Source organism: Comamonas sp. HJ-2 (assembly GCF_053615495.1).
Map to the genome: position 1 here is coordinate 165,292 of NZ_JBSIFD010000004.1, position 19,149 is coordinate 184,440.

The 19,149-nt window shown below is 63.3% G+C and carries 15 protein-coding genes; 10 read left to right on the forward strand and 5 right to left on the reverse strand.

Annotation, left to right across the window (positions count from 1 at the left end):
• The first annotated feature begins 90 nt into the window (after nt 1-90).
• From ACWGXF_RS05420 to ACWGXF_RS05430, 3 genes are all read left to right on the forward strand, one after another.
• Nucleotides 91-963: a DMT family transporter gene (locus tag ACWGXF_RS05420; RefSeq protein ID WP_256631294.1), complete on the forward strand. Its 873-nt coding sequence runs from the start codon at nt 91-93 to the stop codon at nt 961-963.
• A 37-nt stretch (nt 964-1,000) separates the two neighbouring features.
• The gene (locus ACWGXF_RS05425) at nt 1,001-1,834 is read left to right on the forward strand and encodes a M48 family metallopeptidase (RefSeq protein WP_034351285.1); all 834 of its coding nucleotides are present in this window, start codon (nt 1,001-1,003) and stop codon (nt 1,832-1,834) included.
• A 95-nt stretch (nt 1,835-1,929) separates the two neighbouring features.
• Entirely contained in the window at nt 1,930-3,606 is a 1,677-nt protein-coding gene (locus ACWGXF_RS05430) for an acyl-CoA dehydrogenase family protein (RefSeq protein ID WP_256629437.1), read from the forward strand.
• A 6-nt stretch (nt 3,607-3,612) separates the two neighbouring features.
• Here the strand turns inward: ACWGXF_RS05430 and ACWGXF_RS05435 are convergent, their stop codons facing one another.
• Nucleotides 3,613-4,515, reverse strand: coding sequence for a helix-turn-helix transcriptional regulator (locus tag ACWGXF_RS05435; protein WP_012836603.1), 903 nt, complete (start codon nt 4,513-4,515; stop codon nt 3,613-3,615).
• A gap of 167 nt (nt 4,516-4,682) precedes the next feature.
• Between ACWGXF_RS05435 and ACWGXF_RS05440 the strand changes: the two genes are divergently transcribed.
• From ACWGXF_RS05440 to ACWGXF_RS05470, 7 genes are all read left to right on the forward strand, one after another.
• Nucleotides 4,683-6,245, forward strand: a complete 1,563-nt coding sequence (locus ACWGXF_RS05440; protein ID WP_256629435.1) for a 3,4-dehydroadipyl-CoA semialdehyde dehydrogenase — start codon at nt 4,683-4,685, stop codon at nt 6,243-6,245.
• 3 nt (nt 6,246-6,248) lie between these two features.
• On the forward strand, nt 6,249-7,811 hold the full coding sequence (locus ACWGXF_RS05445; RefSeq protein ID WP_256629433.1) for a benzoate-CoA ligase family protein: 1,563 nt from the start codon (nt 6,249-6,251) through the stop codon (nt 7,809-7,811).
• A 190-nt stretch (nt 7,812-8,001) separates the two neighbouring features.
• Nucleotides 8,002-9,165, forward strand: coding sequence for an ABC transporter substrate-binding protein (locus ACWGXF_RS05450; protein ID WP_003069648.1), 1,164 nt, complete (start codon nt 8,002-8,004; stop codon nt 9,163-9,165).
• 154 nt (nt 9,166-9,319) lie between these two features.
• Nucleotides 9,320-10,189 (forward strand): branched-chain amino acid ABC transporter permease, encoded by an 870-nt coding sequence (locus ACWGXF_RS05455; protein ID WP_003069650.1) that lies wholly within the window; start codon nt 9,320-9,322, stop codon nt 10,187-10,189.
• A gap of 159 nt (nt 10,190-10,348) precedes the next feature.
• A complete protein-coding gene (locus tag ACWGXF_RS05460; RefSeq protein ID WP_256629430.1) occupies nt 10,349-11,443 on the forward strand; it encodes a branched-chain amino acid ABC transporter permease in 1,095 nt (364 codons plus the stop codon).
• Nucleotides 11,436-12,206, forward strand: coding sequence for an ABC transporter ATP-binding protein (locus tag ACWGXF_RS05465; protein ID WP_256629428.1), 771 nt, complete (start codon nt 11,436-11,438; stop codon nt 12,204-12,206). Before ACWGXF_RS05460 ends, ACWGXF_RS05465 begins: the two co-directional genes overlap by 8 nt.
• 142 nt (nt 12,207-12,348) lie before the next feature.
• Entirely contained in the window at nt 12,349-13,050 is a 702-nt protein-coding gene (locus ACWGXF_RS05470; RefSeq protein ID WP_256629426.1) for an ABC transporter ATP-binding protein, read from the forward strand.
• A 163-nt stretch (nt 13,051-13,213) separates the two neighbouring features.
• Here ACWGXF_RS05470 and ACWGXF_RS05475 read toward each other — a convergent pair whose 3' ends face one another.
• From ACWGXF_RS05475 to ACWGXF_RS05490, 4 genes are all read right to left on the reverse strand, one after another.
• Nucleotides 13,214-13,684, reverse strand: coding sequence for a PaaI family thioesterase (locus tag ACWGXF_RS05475; protein ID WP_034389898.1), 471 nt, complete (start codon nt 13,682-13,684; stop codon nt 13,214-13,216).
• 215 nt (nt 13,685-13,899) lie between these two features.
• Nucleotides 13,900-15,414, reverse strand: a complete 1,515-nt coding sequence (locus tag ACWGXF_RS05480) for an acetyl-CoA hydrolase/transferase family protein (protein WP_039049343.1) — start codon at nt 15,412-15,414, stop codon at nt 13,900-13,902.
• A 237-nt stretch (nt 15,415-15,651) separates the two neighbouring features.
• Complete coding sequence (locus tag ACWGXF_RS05485; protein ID WP_003069662.1) at nt 15,652-16,974, reverse strand: solute carrier family 23 protein; 1,323 nt, start codon at nt 16,972-16,974, stop codon at nt 15,652-15,654.
• A gap of 232 nt (nt 16,975-17,206) precedes the next feature.
• Nucleotides 17,207-19,117, reverse strand: a complete 1,911-nt coding sequence (locus tag ACWGXF_RS05490) for a B12-binding domain-containing radical SAM protein (RefSeq protein WP_256629423.1) — start codon at nt 19,115-19,117, stop codon at nt 17,207-17,209.
• Nucleotides 19,118-19,149: the final 32 nt, after the last annotated feature.

The following is a 19,149-nucleotide window of genomic DNA, read 5'->3' on the forward strand; positions in this document are numbered from 1 at the left end:
TTCTCGACAGATGAGCAGCCCTGGCCCGCGCATGATGGCTCACCCATGTCTGTCACTTCCGCTATCTCTTCTCCCTCGCCCCGCAGCGCCTTGGGCCCTGTCGGCCTGGTGCTGGCCGCCGCCATGCTCTGGGGCACCACGGGCACGGCACAGCATTTCGCGCCTGCACAGCTCTCGCCCTATTGGGTGGGCGGCCTGCGCATGGTCATGGCCGCGCTGTTCTTTGGCGCGCTGGCGCTGCTGCTGGACCGAGGCCATGCGCGCCAACCCATGCGCTGGGCGCGCATCGTGTTCTGCGGCCTCTGCATGGCCATCTACAACCTCAGCTTCTTTGCCGGCGTCAAGGCCAGCGGCGTGGCCCTGGGTACGGCGCTGGCCATAGGCAGCGGCCCCATCTGGGCCGGCCTGATGCAGGCCGTGGTGCAAAAGCGCATGCCCAGCCCTCAATGGTGGCTGGGCACCTGCACCGGCGTTGGCGGAGGCATTGTCATGGCGCTGGCCGCCACCGACAGACAGCATCTGCCATGGGCGGGCATGGCCCTGTGTCTGCTGGCCGGTTTGTCCTATGCCGCCTACGCGCTGGTCAACCAGGCACTGGTGCTGCAATCGCGTGTGGCCACGGTCAATGCCTGGGTGTTTGCCTGCGCGGCCCTGCTGTCACTGCCCGTTTCTGCCTGGCTGGGCGGGCCGCTGCAGATCAGCGCCGGCGGCTGGGCCGTGGTGATCTATCTGGGCATGGTCGCCACGGGCTTTGCCTATCTGCTGTTCTCCGTGGGCCTGCGCGGCATGTCTGCCGCGACCGGCGTGGCACTGAGCAAGGCCGAGCCGATCACCGCTTTTGCGCTGTCGCTGCTGGTGGTTGGCGAGCGCCCCGCCTGGTGGTCCGTGATCGGTCTGCTCGGCGTGATCGGTGGTCTGTGGCTGGTAGTACAGGCAGAGCGCAAGACTGCAGAAACCGTCTGACCCGAGGCAGGCTGCAGCTCGCATAGACTTGGCGCTTATGCACGCCCTCATCTCATCCCTGCGCCTGCCCGCCACCCGCAACTGCCTGCTGCCCGCACTGGTCTGTGCTGCGCTGATGCACGCGCCAGCGCAGGCGCAAGTGGAGGTCGGCAAGGCCTCGGTGATGCGCCAGCTGGTACCGGCCGAGACGCTGGAAAACTCTGCGACCCAGCAATACCAGGAGCTGCTGCAAAAGGCCAAGGCCCAGGGCGCGCTGGCAGACGCCGGCAACCCGCAGCTGCAGCGCCTGCGCAGCATTGCCCAGCGCCTCATCCCTTATGCCGCGCAATGGAACCCGCGCGCCAGCCAATGGCGCTGGGAAGTCAACCTCATAGGCAGCAAGCAGATCAACGCGTTCTGCATGCCCGGCGGCAAGATCGCCTTCTACACCGGCATCATCGACCAGCTCAAGCTCACGGACGACGAGATCGCCATGATCATGGGCCACGAGATGGCCCATGCCCTGCGCGAGCATTCGCGCGAGCAACTGGCCAAGAACCAGGCCACCAGCATAGGCATATCGCTGGGCGCGCAATTGCTGGGTCTGGGCGATATCGGCAATGCCGCTGCACGCCTGGGCGGGCAATTGCTCAGCCTCAAGTTCAGCCGTAATGACGAAAGCGATGCCGACCTGGTCGGACTGGAGCTGGCCGCACGCGCCGGCTACAACCCGCAGGCCGCCGTGAGTCTGTGGCGCAAGATGGGTCAGGCCACGGGCGAAGGCGGCATAGGCTTTCTCTCCACGCACCCTACAGGCCCCGATCGCATACGCCAGCTGGAGGGTAATGTGCCGCGCGTCATGGGCTTGTACGAGCAGGCACGCAGGCGCTGAACACCAGCGACAAGGCAGCTGAAAACCCGCTTTGCGTCGGCCATGCGGCGCTCTATATTGGACTGTGACGAGCGCACAGCCACAGGAGTGATCGCATGCAGGCCCTGGAAACCCATGACGTCTTCAACCAGTTCGATGAGCTGACCGGCATCAATCTGCTGCAAGCCGACGCTGCCTTGCAGGAAGTGTTGCAGCGCCAGCAGGCGCAGAGCTTTGTGCCGGCCCTGAACCGCTTTGCGCAACAGCTTGGCGAGAAGCAGAACTGGGAGCATGCCGAGCTCGCCAACCGCCATACCCCCGAGCTGCAGCGCTTCGACGCGCGCGGGCGTGTGCTAGATGCCGTGGAATTCCACCCCAGCTGGCATCGCCTCATGGAGCTGTATCGCAAACAGGGCCTGATCTCCTTGCCCTTCGAGAGCCCAAGCCGCGGCCGCTGGAGCGCCTGGGCCGCCGGCTTTTACCTGCACGGCCAGGTGGAGCAAGGCACGTTATGCCCGGCCACCATGACCACGGCGGCCATCCCCGTGCTGCAAAAAGAGCCCCAGCTATGGAGCCAGTTGCAGGCCCGGTTGTTCAGCCACGAGTACGACGCACGCGATCTGCCCTTGGACCAGAAAAAATCCATCTGGATAGGCATGGGCATGACGGAAAAACAGGGCGGCTCGGACGTGCGCGCCAACACCACGGTGGCTCGCCCCGTGCATGAGGGAGGTCGCGGCGGCGAGTATCTGCTGCGCGGCCACAAATGGTTTTTCTCGGCCCCCATGTGCGACGCCCATCTGGTGGTGGCTCGCATGGCCACGGCAAGCGGTGAGCTCGGCGGTCATGCCTGTTTTTTCGTGCCGCGCTGGCGTCCCGACGGAAGCAAGAACCCCGTACGCGTGCAGCGCCTCAAGGACAAGGTAGGCAACCGCAGCAACTCCAGCTCGGAAGTGGAGCTGCAGGACGCCTGGGGCATTCTCATGGGCGAGGAAGGCCGAGGCATTCCCACCATCATCGAAATGGCCAGCTACACGCGGCTGAACTGCGTGCTGGGCAGTGCGGCCATTTTGCGCAGCGCAACCGTGCAGTCGATTGCCTATGCGCGCCAGCGCTCGGCCTTTGGCAGACATCTCGCGGATCAGCCGCTGATGGCCACCGTGCTCGCGGACCTGGCACTCGAAAGCGAAGCCTCCATGCAGCTCGCCATGCATCTGGCTCAGGCCTATGAGTCGGAGGCCGAAGGCGATCTGCTGGCCCGCGCCTGGAAGCGCATCATGACTCCGGCCGCCAAGTTCTGGGTCTGCAAGCGCTCGGTGGAGATCACGGGCGAAGCCATGGAGGTCTTTGGCGGCAACGGCTATGTACAGGACAGCATCGTCGCGCGCCTGTTCCGTGAAGCGCCGGTCAACTCCATCTGGGAAGGCTCTGGCAATGTGATGTGTCTCGACGTTCTGCGCGCCATGGGCCGCGAGCCTGAAGCCACGCGCCTGCTGTTGCAGGATCTCGGCGATATGGCTGCCGACCAGCCCCTTCTGACGGCGATGGCGCAATCGCTGGCCAAACGCCTGTCCGGTTCCCCCGAGGCACTGGAGCCGCAGGCCCGTCGACTGGTGCAGGACTTGTGTCTGCTGGCCCAGGCCTGCCTGCTGCACAGGCATGCGCCCGAGCACATGGCCGATGGCTTCATCCACACCCGCCTGGGCGCACAGAACGGAGCCATGGTGGTAGGGGCATTTGACCCCGCAGGGCTTGACATCGCCGCCGTGCTGGAGCGTGCCCTGCCCCTGTGAATACCGTCAGGCTGCGACCAGCACTTTCAGCTGCTTGAGGCTTTGCGCCACGCTCTTTCCGCTGGTGTCCAGCACATGATCGGCCTTGGAATAAAAGGCCGATCGGCCGTCCAGAATCCGGCGCAAATCATCCATGGCCTCGGGGTTGGCCGCCATGGGCCGCGTGTCGCCCTGGGCCACGACACGGCTCATATGCTCATCGGGCTGGGCCTGCAACCAGACTGTGGTGCAATGGCTGAGCAACTCATTGAAGGTTGCGGGGTCTGACACGATGCCGCCCGGGGTGGCAATCACCACATCGCTGTAGATCTGCACGGCCTCTTCGAGTGCACGGCGCTCGTAACGACGATAGGCGCCCGCTCCATAGAGGTCATAGATCTCGCGCACGCTGCAACCCGCCACTCGCTCGATCTCCTGGTTCAGCTCGAGAAACGGCACATTCAACTGCTCTGCCAGCATACGCCCCAACGTGGACTTGCCCGCGCCGCGCAGGCCTATCAGGGCAATGCGCGAAGCCCGGTGCGGATCGCCCATGGGCGCCGTTCCCAGAATCTCTCCGGCCGCCAGTCGCACGCGCTTCAAGTCGGCCTCGCTGCGGCCTTCCAGCAATTCGCGCAGCAACAGCCATTCGGCACTGGCCGTCGTCACATCGCCCAGCAGCTCGGCCATGCTGCACTGAAGTGCATGTGCGATCTGCTGCAGCACCAGGATGGAGACATTGCCCGTGCCGTATTCGAGATTGGCCAGATGGCGCTCGGACACCACGGCCGCCGAAGCCAGCCCGCGGCGCGTGAGACCGCGGCGCGCACGCAGATTGCGCACCCTCTCGCCCAAGGCCTGCAGCAGCGGGCTTTTGCCCGCTTCATCCCCTTCCGCAACCGACGCGGATGCCATGTCTAACTGATCCATAAAGCTCCTCAGAGGCCGTGAATGATAAACAGTCGGGGTTAACGCGAATCATGCAATATATTGCTTGACACTGCATTGTCTCGTATTTATCTTTTGATTGCACGCACAATATTGCATGTTCCATCAAAGATTTGATGCTGATCAGAACAGCACTTCAGGAGACCCCCATGACCGAGTTACTGGCCAACCATGTGGCTGGCCGCTGGCAAACCGGCAGCGGCCCGGGCAGTTTGTTACGCGACCCGGTACTGGGAGCAGAGCTGGTGCGTGTCGATGCCACAGGGCTTGATCTGGGCGCCGCCTTTGCCTTCGCACGCGACACCGGAGGAAAGGCCTTGCGAGCCCTCAGCTACGCCCGGCGCGCCAGCCTGCTGGCCGATATTGCCGCCGTGCTGCAAAGCCGGCGCGATGCGTATTACGAGATATCCACCGCCAACAGCGGCACCGTCAGAAACGACACCGCCGTCGATGTGGACGGCGGCATCTACACCCTGAACCAATACGCCAGATGGGGTGCAGCGCTCGGCGATGCGAGGCATCTGAGCGACGGCGAAGCCGTGGCGCTGGCCAAGGATGGAGCCTTTCTGTCCCGGCATATCCAGGTCCCGACACGCGGCGTGGCGCTGTTCATCAACGCCTTCAACTTCCCTGCCTGGGGGCTGTGGGAAAAAGCGGCTGCTGCCCTGCTCTCGGGCGTGCCCGTCATCGTCAAGCCGGCCACGGCCACCGCCTGGCTGACCCAGCGCATGGTCAAGGATGTGATCGATGCCGGCATATTGCCGCCAGGCGCTTTGTCCATCGTCTGCGGCAGTGCCGCCGGCTTGCTGGATCAGCTGCAGCCCATGGATGTGGTCTCCTTCACGGGGTCTGCGGAGACGGCTTCGGCCATACGCTCTCACGCGGCCATAGCCCGCCACTCGGTGCGCAGCAATATCGAGGCCGACAGCGTGAACTGCGCGCTGCTGCTGCCCGGCCATGGCCCGGACAGCGAAGCTGCCGCCTTGCTGGCGCGTGAGGTAGTGCGCGAAATGACGGTCAAATCCGGCCAGAAATGCACGGCCATACGCCGCGTGCTGGTACCACAAGCTCTGTACGACGATGTGGCCCAGGCCGTCGGAGCGCAACTGGCAAAGATCGCCGTGGGCAACCCGCGCAACGACGCCGTACGCATGGGATCTCTGGTCAGCCGCGAGCAGTACGACAGCGTGCAGCAGGGCCTGGGCCGGTTGCTGGAGCACACCACGGCCCTGCATGACGGCCGACGTAATGCGCTGATCGATGCCGACCCGGCGATTGCCGCCTGCGCCCAGCCCGTGCTGCTGGGCACACAGGACCCCGATGGCAGTGCACTCGTGCATGACATGGAAGTCTTTGGCCCGGTGGCCACGCTCATGCCCTACCGTGACCTGGCACATGGCCTGGCACTGGCGCATCGCGGCCAGGGCTCGCTGGTCTGCTCGATTTACGGCGATGACGACCAGGCCCTGGCCGCAGCCGCCACCGATCTCGCAGCCAGCCACGGCCGCGTGCACGTGGTCACGCCCGCTGTCGCCAGACTGCATACGGGCCACGGCAATGTCATGCCCCAGTCCCTGCATGGCGGTCCGGGCCGCGCCGGCGGCGGCTCCGAACTCGGCGGCCTGCGGGCACTGGATTTCTATCATCGCAAAAGCGCCATACAAGCCGCACCACAGCTTCTGCAGGCACTGGCCGAAACGACGGGAGCATGAGCCATGACAGACTTCAGTCAGCCCTTCAACTTCGCCCAGCACCTGTTCGATCTCAACCAGGGGCGGGGTGACAAGAACGCCTACACCGATGACCAGGGAACGCTCAGCTATGCGCAGTTGCAGGAGCAGGCGCGCCGCCTGGCCCATGGCCTGCTCGCTGCCGGCATCCATCGCGAGGAGCGCGTGCTGCTGGTCATGCACGATATGCGCGAGTGGGTGATCTCCTTTCTGGGAGCCATGTACGCAGGCGTGGTGCCGGTGGCGGTGAATACCTTGCTCACTGCTGCCGACTACGCCTATATGCTCGAGCATTGCCGTGCTCAGGCGATCGTGACCAATGGCGCGCTGGTTGCCGTGGTGCAGCAGGCCCTGGAGCAGGCGCAGCATGAGGTCAACCATATCTGGGTCGCCAGGCCCGATGAAGCACCGCAAGGCCTGCCGCCGGCCTTCGAGCCGCTGCAGCCCTGGCTGCAGCAGCAAACGCCGCTCGCTCATGCCGCCAGAACCATGGGCGACGACCCTGGCTTCTGGCTGTATTCCTCGGGCTCCACCGGCAAACCCAAGGGGGCGGTGCATACCCACGCCAACCCCTACTGGACGGCCGAGCTGTATGGCAAACCGGTGCTGGGCCTGAACGAAAACGATATCTGCTTTTCCGCCGCCAAGCTCTACTTCGCCTACGGCCTTGGCAATGCCCTGACCTTCCCTCTGAGCGTGGGAGCCAGCGTGGTGCTGATGGCCGAGCGACCCACGCCGGAAGCCACTTTCAGGCGCTGGACCGAGCACCAGCCCACAGTGTTTTTCGGAGCGCCTACGGGCTTTGCGGGCATGCTGGCTCACCCCACCCTGCCGGCACGCGAACAGGTCAGCCTGCGCATGTGCTCGTCGGCGGGCGAAGCCCTGCCGGCCGAGATTGCCCAGCGCTTCAAGACCCACTTCGGCGCCGATATCGTGGACGGCATCGGCTCCACCGAAATGCTGCATATCTTCCTCTCCAACCGCCCGGACGATATACGCTACGGCAGCACCGGCAAACCTGTGCCCGGCTATGCGGTGGAGCTGCGCGGCGAGGACGGACAGCCCGTGGCCGATGGCGAGATCGGCGACCTCTACATCAAGGGCCCGAGCGCGGCCCTGATGTACTGGGCCAACCGCGACAAGACGCGCGACACCTTCCAGGGCGCCTGGCTCAAGAGCGGCGACAAATATGTGCGCGATGCTGACGGCTACTACACCTATGCAGGCCGCAGCGACGACATGCTCAAGGTCAGCGGCATCTATGTCTCGCCCTTCGAGGTCGAATCCACGCTGCAGCAGCACCCTGCCGTACTTGAGGCGGCCGTGATCGGCGTGACCGACGAACAGGGCCTGACCAAGACCAAATCCTATGTGGTGTGCAAGCCAGGACAGAGCCCCAGCGAGGCTGAACTCAAGGCCTTTGTGAAGAATCGGCTGGCCGCCTACAAATACCCGCGCTTCATTGAATTTGTCGATGAGCTGCCAAAGACCGCGACAGGAAAGATCCAGCGCTTTCGTTTGCGTGAGCTGGAATCCAAGCCGCGCTAATTGCTTATCGCAAGGTTGCAAGAAGCTATCAAAACAGTAGTCACAAACTAGGGCAATCGCTGGTATTGCTTTAAACCTAAAGTTGTTAGAGTGCGCTCGTGCATCAGTGCCAACCCCAGCACCACAGCCAGTCATAACCGTTGATCTGAGAGTAAGCCGGCATTCGTCCATCAACCAGCAGGAGACAAGCATGAGCAAGCAATGGGCAATATGGAGCGCAATCGCACTGGCTGCCGCCGCAAGCGGCAGCAGCGCCATCGCGCAGGAGAAGATCAAGGTCGGCTTCATGCTGCCTTTCAGCGGCACTTATGCAGCCCTGGGCGTGGCGATCGAGAACGGCTTTCGCATGCAGGTAGCCGAGCAAGGCGGCAAGCTGGGCGGGCGCGAGATCGAATACTTCAAGGTCGACGATGAGTCAGATCCCGCCAAGGCAACGGACAACGTCAACCGCCTCATCAAGCGCGACAAGGTCGATGTGATCATCGGCACCGTGCACTCCGGCGTGGCCATGGCCATGGCCAAGGCCGCCAAGGAAAGCGGCACCGTGCTCATCGTGCCCAATGCGGGAGCCGATGCAGTCACCGGCCCCATGTGCGCTCCCAATATCTTCCGAAGCTCCTTCTCCAACTGGCAGACGGCCTACCCCATGGGCGTGGTCGCAGCCAAGGAAGGCAAGAAAAATGCCATGACCCTGACCTGGAAGTACGCTGCCGGTGAAGAGGCCGTCAACGGCTTCAAGGAAGGCTTCGAGAAAAGCGGCGGCAAGGTCAGCAAGCAGCTGACGCTGCCGTTTCCCAACGTTGAATTCCAGGCTCTGCTGACCGAGATCGCAGCGGCCAAGCCCGATGCCGTGTTCTCCTTCTTCGCGGGCGCAGGTGCCGTGAAATTCGTCAAGGACTATCACGCCTCGGGCCTGTCCAAAACCATTCCGCTCTACGGACCGGGCTTTCTGACCGACGGCACGCTGGACGCTCAGGGCGAGGCCGCCCAGGGCATGCTGACCACGCTGCACTATGCCGACGAACTGGGTACGGCGCGCGATCAGGCCTTCCGCACCAATTACGCCAAGAACTACAAGCTGCAGCCCGATGTCTATGCCGTGCAAGGCTATGACGCCGCACAGATGCTGGCCGTGGGCCTGAAGGCCGCCGGCGGCGACATCGGCAAGAAGGATGTCTTCCGCACTGCCATCGAAAAAGCCACGATTGCCAGCCCGCGCGGCGACTTCACCTTGAGCAAGGCACACAATCCCGTGCAGGACATCTATCTGCGCAAGGTCGACGGCAAGGAGAACAAGAAGATCAGCGTGGCAGTGAAGGCGCTGGCGGACCCGGCCCGCGGCTGCCGCATGTAATAGACGCGAGCCATACCGCCCTCGATACCTGCTTGCTCTGTCCTGCCGCACCTTCGGTGCCGCCTGCGACAGAGCACCTCGTCTCCAGCGCGAATCGACGATTCGCCGGGCTGTATGCCCCGCTTTGCAGCCTCCTGCTTCAACAAGGATTGCCGTGGATCTCGCCACTTTTCTGGTGCAGTGTCTGAACTCTGTTCAGTACGGACTGCTTCTGTTTCTGCTGGCCTCCGGCCTGACGCTGATCTTCGGCATCATGGGGGTGATCAACCTCGCCCATGGCAGCTTCTACATGATCGGTGCCTATGTGGCGTTCTCGCTCGCACCGTACCTGGGCCAGCATTTCATCATCATGCTGCTGGTCGGCGTGGTACTGGCCGTGGTGCTGGGCTATTTTCTCGAATGGGCATTCTTCAGCTTTCTCTACGAACGCGATCACCTGCAGCAGGTGCTGATGACCTATGGCCTGATTCTGGTGTTTGAAGGCCTGCGCGCCATCCTCGTGGGCAACGATGTGCATGGCGTGGAAAAGCCTGCCTGGCTGGCCGGCAGCTTCCCTTTGATGGGCATGATGCAGTACCCCTGGTACAACGTGTTTGCAGCCGCTGCCTGCCTGCTGGTGGCGCTGCTGATGTACTACACCGTCAACCGCACGCGTCTGGGCATGATGATTCGTGCCGGTGCCAGCAACCGCGACATGGTGCGCGGCCTGGGCATCAACATCAAGCGCCTCTACCGCATCGTCTTTGCCGTGGGCGTGGCCCTGGCGGCCCTGGCCGGAATGATCGCGGCGCCCATGAGTTCGGTCTATCCGAACATGGGCTCCAGCGTGCTCATCATCTGCTTTGTGGTGGTGGTCATCGGCGGCATAGGCTCTATCACCGGCGCGCTGATTGCCTCGCTGCTGGTGGGCTTTGTGGATACCTTCGGCAAGGTGTTCTTCCAGGAACTCAGCGGCATGAGCATCTATCTGCTGATGGCCGTGATCCTTGTATGGCGCCCGGAAGGCCTGATGGGCAAGAGATGATGAAGCTCCTCCTGAGTCGCTTCGCGCCTTCCCCCCTTGCTCGCCACGCGAGACGGGGACAACACCTTCGCTGCGGGGCAGCGCGGCCGGTCAGGCCCTTGCCCCATGTCCCCTGCTTGGCTCACGCCAATTCTGCAAGCAGTGTCAAGGATCACTGATATGAGCGACACCTCCTATACGCCGCTGCCGCAATCCAATCAGGCCTATGCAGAAGCACCGGCCGTCACCAACCAGAGCCGCCCCATTCGCGCCAAAAGCGTGTGGGTAGCTGTGGTGCTGCCGCTGGCTGTTGCAGCGCTGCTGGCTGCCGCACAGCCCTTCTGGTCGGCCTATCTCTCCGATCTGGTCGTCAAGATCATGATCCTGTCCATCTTTGCGCTGAGTCTGCATATCCTGGTGGGCGGCGCAGGGCTGGTCAGCCTGGGCCATGCGGCCTACTTCGGGCTCGGTGCCTATGCGGCTGTGAAGGCAGCCGGCCAGGACGGCAGCAACTTTCTCGTCATGCTCGGCGCCGCCGTCGGTGTCTCGGGCCTGTATGCGCTGTTGGTGGGCGCCCTGAGTCTGCGCACCAAGGGCGTGTACTTCATCATGGTCACGCTGGCATTCGCGCAACTGGCTTTCTTCGTCGTGCACGACGTGGGCTACTTTGGCGGCAGCGACGGCATCTACCTGATTCAGCGCCCGGCCATAGGCGCACTGGACATGGAAAGCAGCAGCACGCAGTACTTCGTGGTACTGGCCGCGCTGGTGCTGGTCTATGCCTTCATCGCCATGCTGCGCCACTCTCGCTTCGGCCATGCGCTGGCCGGCATTCGCGTCAACGAGCAGCGCATGCGCGCTGCCGGCTTTGCCACCTACGGCTACAAGCTCGCCGGCTTTGTGATTGCCGGTGCGCTGGCGGGTCTGGCGGGCTTTCTGCTGGCCGCACGCGATGCCGTGGTCAACCCCGAGCTGCTGGCCTGGCACCACTCCGGCGAGGTATTGCTGATGCTGATTCTGGGTGGCGTGGGCTCGCTGCGCGGTGCCGTACTGGGCACCATCACCTTTGTGCTGCTCAAGGAGCTGCTGAGCACGCATGCCATCGTTGGCAATGCCGCAGATCACTGGCAGCTGACGCTGGGCATCGCCATCATCGCGCTGGTCGCGCTGCTGCCCAAGGGGCTGGTAGGCATCAACGACAAATGGCAGAAGAAGGCAGCAGCGCAGAAGTCTCAGTCGACAAGCGCCGGCCAGCAAGGAGCAGATCATGGCTAATGCGGACAATGCTCCCCAGATGTCGGTGCGCGGCCTGACGCGGCGCTTTGGCGGGCTGGTGGCCGTGAACAATGTGGACCTGGATCTGCACCAGGGCGAGGTCCATGCCGTCATCGGCACCAACGGCGCAGGCAAGTCCACGCTGATCAACATGCTCTCGGGCGAGATAGCGGCCAGCAGCGGCAGCATTGCGCTTGAAGGCCGGGACGTCACGCAGATGCCGCAGCCGCAGCGCGCCAAGGCCGGCATCGGGCGCAGCTATCAGCGCACCACCATCTTTCCCGAGTTCACGGTGCTGGAGAACTGTCGCCTCACGGCCCAGGCCCAGGCGCTGCCCAGACCCTGGCGCATCTGGGAATCGGCCCAGCATTGCGCAGCCAGCATGCAGCGGGCGCAATCTGCACTGCAGCGCGCAGGTCTTGACCAGCATGCCGAGCGCATCGCCGGCAGCCTCAGCCACGGCGCCAAGCGCCAGCTGGAGGTCGCCATGTGTCTGGCCACAGCACCCCGCGTGCTGCTGCTGGACGAACCTCTGGCAGGCATGGGCGCCGAAGAGACAGAACGCATGCTGGAGCTGCTGCAGGAGCTCAAATCCGCGCATGCCGTGCTGCTGGTGGAGCACGATATGGATGCCGTTTTCCGCATCGCCGATCGCATCACCGTCATGGTCAACGGCAGCGTGGTAGCCACGGGCACGCCCGATCAGATTCGCAACGACCCGGTCGTGCGCACCGCCTATCTGGGAGAAGAAGAACATGCTTGAAACAAGGCACCCCCTGAGCGGCTCTGTCGCTTCCCCCTCTCTCGCTGCGCGGGAGGGGGACGGCACCATCGCTGCGGGGCGGCCCTTGCCCGGTGCCTCTGGCACAGGCACGCGCCCACTTTCCGGGGCTTCGAACCATGCCATGTTCAGCCTGCAAGAGATGCACAGCTTTTACGGCGACAGCCATATCCTGCACGGCGTCTCGCTGGATCTGCCTCAGGGCCAGGCCGTGGGCCTGCTGGGCCGCAACGGCATGGGCAAGACCACGCTGATCCGCACGCTGATGGGCTATGTGGCGGCGCGCTCGGGCAGGGTGTTTGCCGATGGCAAGGAAGTCACAAATTCCGCCCCCGAAAGAATGGCGCGTCTCGGCATTGGCTATGTCCCCGAAGGGCGCGGCGTATTTCCCAATCTCTCCGTCAAGGAAAACCTCTTGATGAGCGCCAGAGCCGGCCTGGACGGCCGCAGGAGCTGGACCTACGAGCGCGTGCTGGAAACCTTTCCACGCCTCAAGGAGCGCCTGTCCAACGGCGGCGACCAGCTCTCGGGCGGCGAGCAGCAGATGGTCTCCATCGGCCGCGCACTGATGACCAATCCGCGCCTCATGATTCTGGACGAGGCCACCGAAGGACTGGCTCCGCTGGTGGTGGCCGAAATCTGGCGCGTGATTGCCCAGATTCGTGAAACCGGCATCTCCACGTTGATCGTGGACCGAGACTACAAGAAGGTGCTGGCCCATACCGACAAGGCCGTGGTGATGGAAAAAGGCCGACTGGCCTTGCAGGCTCAGTCCACGGATCTGCTGCAGCAGCCGCAGAAGCTGTCGGCGTTGCTGGGAGTTTGACTGTCGTCTTGTTTTGATAGCTCTTCACGCCTGATAGATAAGCGTTTGAGACCTCCTTTGTTTGATGTTTGGATTGCACCGTATGCCTGATTTATGGACAGAGGCCGGGACTCGCCCCGGCCTATATCCTCAAAACAAAGCGGTCTCGCAAACCAAAAACCTACTACACCCCACCCAACGACGCCGCATCCAGTCGCACATTCTTCGCCGCCTCTGGCGGCAGGATCGCCATCGTCAGACTGCAATTGCAGGTCAGCTTGCCCTCTTCATCGCGCAGCTCCACCGCCCAGACATGCGTGGTGCGCCCCAGGTGCGTGGGCCGCGCCGTGGCGGTGATCCAGCTGCCCTTGCGGCCTGCTCGCACATGATTGGCAGTCACGCCCAGGCCCACGCAGCGGTAGCCTTCGGGAATGCTGCAGGCCGCGGCCATGGAGCCCAGCGTCTCGGCCAGCACCACGCTGACACCGCCGTGCAAAATGCCATAGGGCTGGCAGGTGCGTTCATCCACATGGATGCGGGCGCGTACATAGTCGTCGCCGTATTCGGTGAACTCAATGCCCAGGTGGGAAATTGCAGTGTTTGCGCTGCCTGCGTTCAGCGCTTTCAGATCGAGCTCTCGGGTCCAGATCGCCATACCAGTCCTTGTGGTGCATGAAAAAAGGACGCTCTTTGCAGAGCGTCCTTCGATGCTAAGGACTTGGAGCAGCAGACGCCAGCACCAAGCGGACTAGTACACGGCGACCAGTTCACCAGCTACCAGATCAGAGACACCAAGCAAGGGCCTAGGCGGCCCCGCAGCAATGGTGTCGTCCCCCTTGGGGGAAGCCGCAAAGCGGCTCAGGGGGTAACTCAGCCCCGCATATCGCCCTTGTCCATGAAGCGCTGATGCCAGGACAGTGCCTCGGTCAGGATATGCGGCGTGTGCTGTGCACCCTGCTGGCGCGAGCGGTCGAAATAATCCTGCAGCTGGGCGCGGTAGTCCGGATGGGCACACTTGTCGATGATGACTTGCGCACGCTGCTTGGGCGACAGACCACGCAGATCGGCCAGACCCTGCTCGGTGACGATGATCTGGGTGTCATGCTCGGTGTGGTCCACATGCGAGCACATGGGCACGATGCAGCTGATCTTGCCGTCCTTGGCCACCGAAGGCGTGACGAAGAAGGACAGATAGCCGTTACGTGCAAAGTCGCCCGATCCGCCGATGCCGTTCATCATGCCCGTGCCCATGACATGGGTGGAGTTGATGTTGCCGTAAATGTCGGCTTCGATCATCGAGTTCATGGCGATGATGCCCAGGCGGCGCACCAGCTCGGGGTGGTTGGAGATTTCCTGCGGGCGCAGGATGATGCGCTCGCGGTAGAAGTCGATGTTGTCCTCGAAGTCCTTGTAGGCCGCAGCAGACAGCGAGATGGAGGTGGCCGAGGCCTTGCTCATCTTGCCCGCGCGCAGCAGATCCAGCATGCCGTCCTGCAGCACTTCGGTAAAGCCCAGCAGGTTCTCGAACGGGCCGGTCAGCAAGCCTGCCAGCACGGCATTGGCCACATTGCCCACACCCGACTGGATGGGCAGCATTTCCTTGGGCAGGCGGCCCATCTTCATCTCGTGGGCCAGGAAGTCGATGATGTAGCCGGCTATTTTCTGGGAGTTTTCGTCCGGTGTGGCAAACACATTGTCGCGGTCGCCCTTGTGGGTCTCGACCACGGCCACGACCTTGGCGGGGTCCACCTTCAGGTAGGCATCGCCGATGCGGTCATCGGCATGCGTCATGTTGATGGGCATGCGGCGCGGCGGGATGGCCGTGCCGTAGTAGATGTCGTGCATGCCCTCCATCCGGGCGGGCGGCTTGGTGTTGACTTCCAGAATCACCTTGTCGGCGATCTCCAGCCAGGTCTTGTTGTTGCCCACGGCCGTCGACGGGATCAGCAGACCATCGGCGGTCACGCCCAGCACCTCGATCACGGCGATGTTCATATGGCCCAGAAAGCCGAACCAGGCATGCTGCGCCACATGGGACAGGTGCATGTCGATGAAGTCGATCTCACCCGAGTTCACGGCCTTGCGCGCGATGGGATCGGTGTTAAAGGGCAGGCGCTGACCCAGTGCGTGGGCTTCGGCCATCACGCCGTCGCATTCGGCGGCGGTGGACGCGCCGGTCCAGACATTGATCTTGTAGGGCTTGCCCTGGGCATGCTCTGCCTTGGCACGGGCCGCTATGGCCTGTGGCAATGCCTTGGGATAACCGGCTCCGGTAAAGCCGCTCATGCCGACATTGACACCGTGGGGAATCAGGGCGGCGGCCTCTTCGGCCGTCATGACGCGCGAGAGGAATTCTGGGTAACGTACGCGATCTGCGATGGACATTGCATGCTCCAAACTCAGAGGCCCCGGCCCGGCACGCGAGCCTGACCGGCGCCAACGCGCTGGCATTCTTGCGGCTCATGCTCGGCGCTCAGGCTGGCACCTCCAAAAAAAACCGCCCGGGTAGGGCGGCATATCTCCAGAGAGAAATGTTACCAGCGCGGAACATTAACATCGGAATTCTCGGCAAAGGCCCCGCGCTGCTGTCAGGGGAATGTTCCCCCGATTACATGTTGGCACTCACTTGGCCTGTACCTTGGTTTCCGATTTGCGCTCGCCCATGGTCAGCAGCGCATACAGGATGATGGCGCCAAAGGTGGCGCAGCCGATGCCGCCCAGCGCGAATTCGCCGAACCTCAGCGTGAATTCTCCGGTGCCCAGGATCAGGGTGATGGCAGCCACGATCAGATTCTTGGTGTCGGAGAAGTCCACCTTGTTGTCCACCCAGATCTTGGCGCCGGCAATGGCGATCAGGCCGAACACCACGATGGAGACACCGCCCATCACGGGCAGGGGAATGGCCTGGATCAGCGCACCGAACTTGGGCGAGAAGCCCAGCAGCACGGCCAGCAGGGCCGCCACAAAGAACACGGCCGTGGAGTAGATGCGGGTCGCCGCCATCACGCCGATGTTTTCGGCATAGGTGGTCACGCCTGTGCCGCCGGCTGCACCGGAGACCATGGTGGCCACGCCGTCACCGATGAAGGCACGACCCATGTACTGGTCCAGGTTCTTGCCCGTCATGGCGGTCACCGCCTTGATATGGCCCAGGTTCTCGGCCACCAGGATGATGACCACGGGCACGATCAGCAGCATGGCATTGCTGGTGAACACCGGCGCATGGAAGCTGGGAATGCCGAACCAGGCGGCATTGAGCACGCCGCTCAGATCCACGGGCTTGCCCCAGCCCAGGCCGTTGGTGAAGACGGCGTAGAGCACGCTGGCAATGATCAGGCCGATCAGAATCAGCAGGCGCTGCAGCATGCCGCGCGTGAACACCGCCACCAGCGCCACGGAGACAAAGGTCAGCGCCTGCATCCAGGACTCGAAGTTGTTGGACGCCATGTTCTTGATGGGAATCGAGGCCAGGTTCAGGCCGATGATGGCCACCACGGCGCCCGTCACCACGGGCGGCATGAAGCGTTCGATCCAGGCCGTGCCCACCATCTGCACCAGCAGGCCGACCAGCATGTAGACAAAGCCGCAGGCAATGATGCCGCCCAGCGCCACGCCGATATTGGCGTTGGCAGGTCCCTGGCTGGCCACGTAGCCGGTGGCGATGTTGACCACGCCGATGAAGGCAAAGGAAGAGCCCAGATAGCTGGGCACCTTGCCGCCGGTGATGAGAAAGAAGATCAGCGTGCCGATGCCGCTCATCAACACCGCCAGATTGGGATCGAACCCCATGAGGATGGGAGCCAGCACCGTGGAGCCGAACATGGCGATCACGTGCTGGATACCCATCAAACCGGTCTGCGTCCAGGGCAGTCGCTCATCGGGGCCGATGACGCCACCGCCCTGCAAGACATCGGACGATCGCTCCGTCCATTGAAACATTCCCATCCCATCGCTCCTTGGAGATATCAAAAACGGAGCAGATTATGGCAAGCAGTGCTTGCCCGCTGGGGTCGTGCAAGCACTGGTAAACCAGGGACTGTGGTCTCTTGCACACGCGGGAAAACGGCGGCAGAACGTCAGACTATCAAATACATAGCTTCCAGCGCCAACCCATCAATGATTTCATTAATAAATAGATATGAAGTGATTGATCAGCAAGCGCAAGAAGCTATCAAATTCATTGCTTCTGCTGCAGCGCGCGCGCAATGCGATCGCGCTTGACCGTAGGCTTGGGCACCTTGAACGGGAACCACATGCGCACATCCTCCTCCAGCGCGATGCCGTGCATGAAGTTGTAGATGGCCTTCTTGAGCGCCGCACCCAGTGCGTCGTGATCGACGCCGGTGGGGTCGATGAAGGGACGGTCGTTCTTGGCAAAGTTGCCCTCGGGCAGCGGCGGCAGCTCGATGCCGTATTCCTCGGGGTTGAGGCCCACGGGCGAGTGCACGGTGCAGCTGAAGCGGTGAAAGAAGCCGCTTTGGATACAGCCGTTGAGGAACAGCTGGCGCACATACTCGAGCGCGTCCACCGTGTCCTGCACGGTCTGCGTCGGAAAGCCGTACATCAGATAGGCATGGACCAGGATGCCGGCCTCCGAGAACGCCTTGGTCACGCGTGCCACCTGGTCCACGGTCACGCCTTTTTTCATCAGCGCCAGCAGCCGGTCGGATGCCACTTCCAGGCCGCCCGAGATGGCGATGCAGCCGCTGTCGGCCATCAGCTCGGCCAGCTCGGGCGTGAAGGTCTTCTCAAAGCGCACATTGCCCCACCAGGAGATGCCGGCGTTGCGCGCAATCAGCTCCTGCGACAGCGCCTTGAGCGCCTTGGGCGGCGCGGCTTCATCGACAAAGTGAAAGCCGGTCTGGCCGGTCTCGGCGACGATGGCCTCGATGCGGTCGGCCAGCACGGCGGAGCTGGCGCCTTCGTAGCGGCCGATATAGTCCAGGCTGACATCGCAGAAGCTGCACTTCTTCCAGTAGCAGCCATGGGCCACGGTGAGCTTGTTCCAGCGCCCATCACTCCACAGACGGTGCATGGGGTTGAGCATGTCCAGCAGCGACAGGTATCGGTCCAGCGGCAGGCCGTCCCAGGTGGGCGTTCCGACCTCGGCAAACGCGATGTCGGACTCCATCATGTTCACGTACTGCACCTTGCCATCGTCGCCGCGCACAAAGCTGCGCACCAGGCGCGATCTGCCGCGCTCGCCGCGCAGATGCTCGAGCAGCGCCAGCAGCGGGCGTTCGCCCGCATCCAGTGTCACGAAGTCGAAGTAGTCGAACACGCGCGGCTCGGCCAGTTCGCGCAGCTCGGTGTTGACAAAGCCGCCGCCCAGCACGGTGGCGATCTGCGGGAAGCGCCGCTTGATGGTCTGGGCAATGCGAAACGCCGCATAGGCCGAGCCCGGAAAGGGCACGGACAGCAGCACCACCGTGGGCTGGTGGCGCTCCACGGCCTCCAGCGTCAGGCGCTCCAGCACTTCGTCCACCAGATTCGGCTCTGCCGCCAGTGCGCTGGCCAGCGGATCGAAGCTGGGCTGGCTGCCGGCCAGCGATTCGGCATAGCGCACGAACTCGAAGCGCTCGTCCACGGCATCGCGCAGCACATCGGCCAGATCGTTGAGGTATAGCGTGGCCAGATGCTTGGCCTTGTCTTGCAGGCCTAAAGCGCCGAAAGCCCATCCCAGCGGATCGCCGCCCTCTTCGTCCTCATACACATCGAGCGTGGCAAAGCGTGGGCCTTCGGGCAGAAAGTGGCGCCCCACGATGCGATGGGCCAGCGTGGAGTCTCGCCCCTGCAAAAACGCAATCGTGGGCGCGATCGTGGCCAGATAGCGCTCCTGCTGCGCGACAAAGGACTGGACGGCAGGCGTGTGCTGCCTGGCAGGCAGACTCTGGATGCGCTCGGCCACGGCGCGCAGGCCATCGGGCGAGAGCAGTTGCAGCACCAGGGCCAGTGCCAGGTCTTCCTGCATGGCGGTGATGCCGCGCGAGCGCAGAAAGCCGGTCAGATAGGCCGTGGAGGGGTAGGGAGTGTTGAGCTGCGTCATCGGCGGAATGACGGCCAGCACGCGGGTGGGCAAAGCGGACATGGGGTGCGGGTCGCCGGCATGCGCCGTTGACG

Excerpts from the sequence above, each read along its gene's own strand:
- ACWGXF_RS05440 (WP_256629435.1), top strand. The coding sequence starts at position 4,683 with ATGACCGAGTTACTGGCCAACCATGTGGCTGGCCGCTGGCAAACCGGC.
- ACWGXF_RS05430 (WP_256629437.1), top strand. The coding sequence starts at position 1,930 with ATGCAGGCCCTGGAAACCCATGACGTCTTCAACCAGTTCGATGAGCTG.
- ACWGXF_RS05470 (WP_256629426.1), top strand. The coding sequence starts at position 12,349 with ATGTTCAGCCTGCAAGAGATGCACAGCTTTTACGGCGACAGCCATATC.
- ACWGXF_RS05425 (WP_034351285.1), top strand. The coding sequence starts at position 1,001 with ATGCACGCCCTCATCTCATCCCTGCGCCTGCCCGCCACCCGCAACTGC.
- ACWGXF_RS05460 (WP_256629430.1), top strand. The coding sequence starts at position 10,349 with ATGAGCGACACCTCCTATACGCCGCTGCCGCAATCCAATCAGGCCTAT.
- ACWGXF_RS05465 (WP_256629428.1), top strand. The coding sequence starts at position 11,436 with ATGGCTAATGCGGACAATGCTCCCCAGATGTCGGTGCGCGGCCTGACG.
- ACWGXF_RS05480 (WP_039049343.1), bottom strand. The coding sequence starts at position 15,414 with ATGTCCATCGCAGATCGCGTACGTTACCCAGAATTCCTCTCGCGCGTC.
- ACWGXF_RS05450 (WP_003069648.1), top strand. The coding sequence starts at position 8,002 with ATGAGCAAGCAATGGGCAATATGGAGCGCAATCGCACTGGCTGCCGCC.
- ACWGXF_RS05490 (WP_256629423.1), bottom strand. The coding sequence starts at position 19,117 with ATGTCCGCTTTGCCCACCCGCGTGCTGGCCGTCATTCCGCCGATGACG.
- ACWGXF_RS05435 (WP_012836603.1), bottom strand. The coding sequence starts at position 4,515 with ATGGATCAGTTAGACATGGCATCCGCGTCGGTTGCGGAAGGGGATGAA.
- ACWGXF_RS05475 (WP_034389898.1), bottom strand. The coding sequence starts at position 13,684 with ATGGCGATCTGGACCCGAGAGCTCGATCTGAAAGCGCTGAACGCAGGC.
- ACWGXF_RS05485 (WP_003069662.1), bottom strand. The coding sequence starts at position 16,974 with ATGGGAATGTTTCAATGGACGGAGCGATCGTCCGATGTCTTGCAGGGC.
- ACWGXF_RS05445 (WP_256629433.1), top strand. The coding sequence starts at position 6,249 with ATGACAGACTTCAGTCAGCCCTTCAACTTCGCCCAGCACCTGTTCGAT.